Annotated in this window: 5 protein-coding genes and 1 pseudogene; 3 read left to right on the top strand and 3 right to left on the bottom strand. The window is 56.2% G+C overall.

Annotated features, from left to right (window positions below):
• Positions 1-411: pseudogene (locus tag ABX962_RS25785) on the bottom strand (hypothetical protein); the annotation flags it as partial.
• A 444-nt stretch (positions 412-855) separates the two neighbouring features.
• Here ABX962_RS25785 and ABX962_RS25780 point away from each other — a divergent pair.
• Both ABX962_RS25780 and hemQ read left to right on the top strand, forming a co-directional pair.
• Complete coding sequence (locus tag ABX962_RS25780) at positions 856-1,431, top strand: hypothetical protein (RefSeq protein ID WP_372723637.1); 576 nt, start codon at positions 856-858, stop codon at positions 1,429-1,431.
• A gap of 267 nt (positions 1,432-1,698) precedes the next feature.
• Complete coding sequence (gene hemQ / locus ABX962_RS25775; protein ID WP_372723639.1) at positions 1,699-2,505, top strand: hydrogen peroxide-dependent heme synthase; 807 nt, start codon at positions 1,699-1,701, stop codon at positions 2,503-2,505.
• A 382-nt stretch (positions 2,506-2,887) separates the two neighbouring features.
• On the opposite strand, the gene ABX962_RS25770 is transcribed toward hemQ, so the two are convergent.
• Positions 2,888-3,811 carry a phosphoribosylaminoimidazolesuccinocarboxamide synthase gene (locus ABX962_RS25770; RefSeq protein ID WP_372723635.1) on the bottom strand — a complete coding sequence of 308 codons (924 nt, stop codon included), beginning with the start codon at positions 3,809-3,811 and terminating at the stop codon, positions 2,888-2,890.
• A 232-nt stretch (positions 3,812-4,043) separates the two neighbouring features.
• On the opposite strand from ABX962_RS25770, the gene ABX962_RS25765 reads away from it, so the two are divergent.
• The gene (locus tag ABX962_RS25765) at positions 4,044-5,540 is read left to right on the top strand and encodes a glycoside hydrolase family 10 (protein ID WP_372723633.1); all 1,497 of its coding nucleotides are present in this window, start codon (positions 4,044-4,046) and stop codon (positions 5,538-5,540) included.
• 63 nt (positions 5,541-5,603) lie between these two features.
• Here the strand turns inward: ABX962_RS25765 and ABX962_RS25760 are convergent, their stop codons facing one another.
• Positions 5,604-6,413: an SDR family NAD(P)-dependent oxidoreductase gene (locus ABX962_RS25760; protein WP_372723631.1), complete on the bottom strand. Its 810-nt coding sequence runs from the start codon at positions 6,411-6,413 to the stop codon at positions 5,604-5,606.
• Positions 6,414-6,838 lie beyond the last annotated feature (425 nt).

Raw genomic sequence — 6,838 nt, 5'->3', positions numbered from 1 at the left:
ATCGCCAAGCGTCTCCCCGACACGTTCACGCTTGACCAAGATCGCGGTGTAGTCGTTCACGTTGGCGCGGCAGTGCGTCAGTGCGTCCTGGGCCATGTCCAAGGCGCGATCCAACGGGTGCTGGGAAATCGGCTTGTGAGTGATGCTGGCCGCGTTCGCGACGCGGTGGATCGGTTCGACGAGCTGCGGATCTTCCGCAAAAGCACTCCCCGTTGCCAGCGCACCCGTAGCGGAAAGCGAACCAAGTAGAGCGACAAAACGGCGGCGTTGCATTTTCATGAATTTCTTCCTGGAAGTAACGTTGCGGCCTCCGTTGCCGCCTAGGTTGTCTATCGCCGAACGAGAGCACGAATCATGAAAAGGGAAAAGCATCACAGTCTTGAATACCGTAACCGGTACATCCGGAACCATCGCTGCGATGATTCGCCACTCCTCCGCAGCAGACCCAACAATCCGATTTCGACCGCGGATTCATGGTTTCACCATACAGCCAGCGCCAATGCGGTTTCTAGATCATTTCCGCGCAATTGAGCGGGGAATGATGCAAAAAAAGGCGACCCGAATTTTCTTGAGTCGTTCTTGAATCATTCTTTGATTTTCGGCTCAACCACCCCCTATTCGCCGGCCGATGAGTAAAAAGCGGATAATCGGCAAAGTTTTCCTAGTTTGCCAGGTCCGCAGGTTGCTTTTTTACCTTCGGTCGAGTTTTTTGAAATGATTTCAAACCGTTCTTTCGCCGGATCTTGCTCGGCCAGGGGGTTGGTGCTCGCTTTTCTATCAACCCTTGTCGTTTCTCCGACAGTTGCGGCGGACGCGACATCGGCGGAAACGAGGGCGAGACAGTCTTGGGCTCCGGTGGCCCGCTCGAATCAGCCGCCGCAACCGCTTCGTGACCCCGTTTATTGGCCGCAACCGGTTCGTCATGCGGTGTCCAGCGACCGACAGGGGGCCTCGTACCGTTCGACGCAAGCGAGTCGTTATTCGCAACATCTTCGCACGTCGGGATCGGTCGATGAACCACGATTTGTCGGTTCATCTCAAGCCGATCCGTCTGGCTATGGCGATGGGGAACTCCCGGGACACGTTTCCGATCAATTCGATCCGCCTGCAGGGCAAAATGTCGGATTGCTTTCGGATTTGTTTGGCGGGGCGATTGGCCCTGGCAACCCGACGCCGACGCACCGCGTGATCCGATCACCGGAATTCAGTTTGCCCAAACACAAGCTTGGCGAACGATACTCGCAAACCCATCCTCCGCACGGGTCGCATCACCAACGCAAACTCGGCACGCCCGCGACGATCCCGCAAGCCAAGGAGAGTGCGAGCTGGAAGACGCCGTATTCGTACGGCTATTTCGGAGCGACCAGCAAGCGAAGTTGGTCCAAGCACACGGGGTATCGGGACCGCTATACCGAATGGACCCTACAGTAGCATTGGGATCCTGCAGTAGCGTTAGGATCCGCATGGGGGGGCGTAGGTGAGTCCGGCTGAGTTGTTTGGACTGAGTTGTTTGGACTGGGGGCGCCCTTCTTTCAAACGTGGCGGCAATCGGGGTACGATGGGCGAAACTTGTTGCCGATGTTCAAAACCTCTCTCCCCTAGCGATAAACGATGAGCTCTCCTGAACCCTCCTCAGGGCGTCCCGCCCCCGCGTCACCTGCATCGCCCGCTGGCCGTCCAGGTCACCGTGGTGCCCCGTTGCCCGAGCCCTCGGTGATCCCCGAGAACGGATGGCATTGTGCCCATTACTTTTATCGTTTTCGCCGCGAAGCCCTTTCCGCACGTCTGAGCGCTGAGTGCCAAAGTCAGTTCAAAGCCGCGCTGCATCCGGCTGCGGACGTGGCGCCCGAGCGACTGGCGAGCTACTGGACCAGCGGGCATCGTGCTGATTTCGGCGTGATGATCATGGATCCTGATCCGGCCAAGGTGGATGCGGTTCATCAACGCATTCTCGCTCCGCCGTTGGGCCAATTTGTCGAAGCGAGTTGGTCGTTTGTTTCGATGAGCGAAGTGAGCGAGTACGTTCCTTCGATTGAGGAATACGAGAAACGTTTGATCGCCGGTGGCGAAGTCGCCGGTTCGCCCGAGGTGGCTGCCAAGGTGGCTGCGTATGAGCGACGTTTACCGATGATGAACGAGCAGCGGATCCGACCGGAATTCCCCGAATGGCCCGTCGCTTGTTTTTACCCGATGAACAAAAGCCGTGTGGTCGGCGCCAATTGGTTCACCGAACCGTTCAGTCTGCGAAACAAGATGATGGCCGAGCATGCCCAAAGCGGCATGGCGTTCGCCGGCAAAGTAAGTCAGTTGATCTCCGTAGGCGTGGGGATCGACGATTGGGAGTGGATGGTCACGCTGTGGGGGCGAAACCCTGAATACTTGAAAGAGATCGTCTACAAGATGCGGTTCGACGAGGCGAGTGCCAAGTACGGCGAATTCGGGCCGTTCTATGTCGGTTATCGCGCCAGTGCCGAGGAAATCCTCGAGCATTGCCAATTGAAGTAAGGCGACCGGCTGAGACTCCGTCCGGCGTGGAAACGTTCTGCCGCAGCGGCAATCAAGCCTGCGGCTTCGAAAAATCATAACCCGACGCGTCAGTTTCGAAGTTGCTGTTTTTGTGCCGGAGGCACTTTATGGAATAGCCTTGGACTTTAGTCCAAGGTTATCGGTTCTGAAATTGGCACCCCGTCGCGGAGCGACGTTCTGTGGCGAACGATTAAGTCACAAAACGTCCCGTTGGGACTCGATTGATACTGGCGAAAATCCTCGGACTAAAGTCCGAGGCTATCGAAATATGTCGCTCCGCGACAGCAAATAGCGCAACTTCAGAACTCACGCGTCGGGGTGTGATTCTCGTGTGCCGGATGCGCCCGTAATCTCTGCGGTATTAGGAAAACGTTTCGCCGGTGATCCGCTCGAACGCTTCGGTGTATTTCGCTGCGGTTCGCTCGATCACCTGCTCGGGCAACGGCGGCGGATCGGATTGTTTGTCCCAGCCGCACTGCGACAAGTATTCGCGAACGAATTGCTTGTCGAACGAGGGTTGAGCCGATCCCGGCGCGTAGCTGGCTGCGTTCCAAAATCGTGAACTGTCTGGCGTCAGCACTTCGTCGACCAGCACTAATTCGCCATCGACCATGCCGAATTCGAATTTGGTGTCCGCGATGATCAATCCCTTGGACGCAGCATGCTGAGAGGCTTCGCGGTAGATATGCAGGCTTTGATCGCGAAGTTTTTCGGCGAGTTCCCTACCGATGTCCGACGCCATCCGCTCGAAAGTGACGTTCTCGTCGTGCCCCTCTTCCGCCTTGGTTGCCGGGGTGAAAATCGGCTCAGGCAACGCATCGCACTGCTTCAGCCCCGGCGGTAGTGCGTTCCCGCAAATCTCGCCCGTCGCTTGATATTCCTTCAGTCCGCTGCCTTCAAGATAGCCGCGGACGACGCATTCAAACGGCACGACGTCGGCTTTTTCGACAATCATCGTTCGGCCTTCCAGCGGCGATGTGTCGAACTTTTGCATCAAGTCGGCGGGGATCTCCGTCGCCAGCAAGTGATGTCGAACGGGTAGCATCGAAAACCAAAAACGGCTCATTTGCGTTAACAAGCGGCCTTTGTTCGGAATCCCGCTGGGCAAGATGAAGTCAAAGGCGCTAATTCGATCGCTGCTGACGATCATCAGCGAATTTCCCAGATCGTAGACGTCGCGGACTTTGCCACTTCGTCGGGGCATTGGCAAATGCGTCGATAGCAGTGCTCCGCAGGCGTCGAAGGTGTACAGGTCTGGGGGGCTGGATTCGTTTTGGTTGCTCATGTGTTTACTTTGCCAAAACGCCCCCTGCTCGGCAACTAGCCTTCGGGGGCGAATCCTCGCTTCGGACATTCCTGCCCTCGCCTCGCGAATCCCCCGTTTAGAAAGTACAATAATTGTCGCAGAAGACCGATGGCGACGTGCTGGAAAGAATACGTTACGCTCTCATGCTTCAATTTTTGGTTGCGCACGCGCGTATGACTCATCAACTTCGGAATCAGCCTGGCAAGACACTATGGGACAGTTTTTCTTTGATGTCCCTGAGACGGCTCAAGATTTTATCAGCCGGTCTCTCTGGAAAGATGCCTATATCTGCGGGATTGAAGGGGTTCCTTGGCAATCGCGAAACGAATTTGATGGTTCGCGATTGACGATCACGCGAGGCATCGAATCCTCGGGGAAACTGTTTTTGACCTGTCCGGTCGAAGGCGTCGGCTATTGCACGCTCAATACCTGTAGTTTGCGGCCGCTCGAAGAAGCCCATCTGCTGCTTTTGGAATTGGCTCGCGGCAGTTGTTATCGTGCCCGCATCCAGTCCGATGCCTGGGAGCGAGCCGGATTGACGTTAACCAGCACATTTCTAGAGCTGATGGCTGAGGGGACCCAACGTTTTCTTGACGCGGCTCAGCGTCGTGGCGACCCCGGCGTGGCATCGGAGTATGCGATCGAAGCGATTTCGATTCTTGAACGAGCCAATGCGGAGCTCGGTGATAGCTACGCGATCCAGTCGGTTTCCTTCCGCAAACAGCGTGAGAACCAGCTGGGGACGTTGTTGGCCGCGGCCGTGGTGCCGCCCAGCCCAACCGAGCCGGATCACGAGGAAGCGTTTTGCGCGGCATTTAATTCTGCGGCGGTGCGACTGAGTTGGGCCGATATCGAAACCGATTCAGGCCGCTTCGACTACGACGCGGCCGAGCAATCGATTCGTTGGTGCGCGTCCAAAGGGTTACGCGTGATCGGAGGTCCGTTATTGGATTTCCGCGAGCGTTTGATGCCGCACTGGCTGTATTTGCTTGAAGATGATTTCGAGTCGCTGTTGCAATCGGTTTGTAATTTTGCCGAACGCACCGTATTAAAACTTCGTGGTTCGGTCCAGCTTTGGAATTGTGCTTCGGGACTCAATACACCCGGCCCGCTGAAGCTTGACGACGAGCAAATCATGCGATTAGCTGTGGGGATTCTGCAGACGGTTCGCCGCAACGATCCCAACACTCCGGCGATCATGATGTTCGATCAACCGTTCGGCGAATATTTGGCCAAACACCGAGACGCGATTTCACCGCTTCACTTTGCCGATGCAATCGCTCGCAGCGGACTCGGGATGGCGGGGTTTGGTTTGGATGTGCGAGTGAACTATGCCAGCGGCGCGACGCTGCCGCGGTCGGCCATCGACTTTGGCCAAATGATTGACCGCTGGGGAACGCTCGGATTGCCGCTGCTAGTTCAGCTGTCGATCCCCGGAGATCGTGGAGCGGATGAAAAAGCGATCTATCCCCTCGAGACGCTTCCGGAAACCTCGTCCGAGCTTGATGCGAGTTCCGATCAACTGCGAATCGCCAGTCCGCTGATTCGCACGCTGCTTGCCAAACATATCGTGCATGGCATTGTTTGGGATGGCTGGTCCGATGCAGTGCCTCATGTGTTAAGCCATTCGGGGCTGATCGACGCCGAGAACGAACCGCGGCCGCTGCTGGATTATTTGACGCGAGTTCGACGCGACTTTTTAGCGTAAACTCTGCTGCCGTGTTGTCGCAACAAGAGTCGCCAAGACTTGCGGCCCCCCCCGCAAAGCCGTTTACCACTTTTCCGGCACATCGGGTTGTTGCCAAACGCTCATCCCGCCGTCGACTAACAGCGTTTGTCCGTGGACATGTTCCGCGGCGTCGGACAACAGGAATACCGCGGCACCCCCACATGCATCGGGGCTGGGGATTTGGCCGTTGGGTGTGTGTAGTTTCATCCAGCTTTCGACGCGTGTGTCTTGGTTGACAATGTCGGTTAGTGGCGTGCGGACCAACCCCGGTGCCATCGCGTTGACGCGGATTTGATGCGGGGCCAACGAAACGCACAGCGAGCGAACCATCGCCGCGACCGCTCCTTTGCTGGTGTCATAAGCGGTGTGATCGGGTTCCGCTAAAACGCCATTGATCGATCCGGTAAATAGCACGCGGCCGGCGATGCCCTGGTCGACCCAACGTTTGGCAAACGCCTGAGTCAAGAAGTATCCCGAGGTGACATTCAAATCGATCGTGGTGCGGTAACGCTCGTACGTCATCTCTAGAAACGGCGTGTCGATAAACGTGCCAGCGTTGTTGATCAACAGATCGATGCCTGGCATCGTGTTCTCAATTGCCTCCATTAGATTGGCAAGATATCCACTCGGAGGGGCTGACAAATCGGCTGTCAACAATTCCGACTGGACTCCCAATTCGCGGAGTTCGGTCCGCGTGCGAATCGCGTTCTCGTCTTCATCACGACCTAGGATTAACACATCCGCTCCGGCGGTGGCGATTGATTTTGCGATAGCAGCTCCGACACCTTGAGTACCGCCGGTGACAAGGGCGCGGCGTCCGGTCAGATCGAAAGGGGATGGTGTGGGGCTCATGGTGTGTGAGGTTCCAGTGGATGCGAAAAAGGAGGGGCGTAAAGGGAGGGAACTGCGGGGGGGGAATTGAGGGATTGGCGAAATCGCAAAAGTTTTGTCGTCACTGGATTTCGGAAAAAAAGCAGCAACTTTGCAAGTTCGTCTCATCGGCGGGCGAAACTTTTGCCGACCTACCTTGATGACTACCTTAGCGAGTCTAAGATAAAGGTTGTGGGACTGAATAAGACCCACAACCGCTTCGGTCGTCTAATTTCGGCAGAGGGATCATTTTCCGGGTTCGCCAAAGTCATTCAAAGGCTTGTACAGTAGTACGCTGAGACTTTCGCGTTTCTCCCAGCGGCTCCATTTTGCCGCCGACCGATCGAAGCATTTCAAATAGCCGACCAATGATGTGAAAACGTCATTGGCCGGTTTTTTTTATGCTT

Origin of the sequence: Novipirellula sp., from assembly GCF_041583735.1 — a bacterium.
Classification (GTDB): domain Bacteria; phylum Planctomycetota; class Planctomycetia; order Pirellulales; family Pirellulaceae; genus Novipirellula.
Note: the sequence above shows the minus strand (reverse complement) of the source record. Positions and strands in the feature narration are given on the sequence as shown.

What these genes read in the sequence shown, in the direction of transcription:
- ABX962_RS25770 (WP_372723635.1), bottom strand. Translation starts at nt 3,811, where the DNA reads ATGAGCAACCAAAACGAATCCAGCCCCCCAGACCTGTACACCTTCGAC.
- ABX962_RS25765 (WP_372723633.1), top strand. Translation starts at nt 4,044, where the DNA reads ATGGGACAGTTTTTCTTTGATGTCCCTGAGACGGCTCAAGATTTTATC.
- ABX962_RS25760 (WP_372723631.1), bottom strand. Translation starts at nt 6,413, where the DNA reads ATGAGCCCCACACCATCCCCTTTCGATCTGACCGGACGCCGCGCCCTT.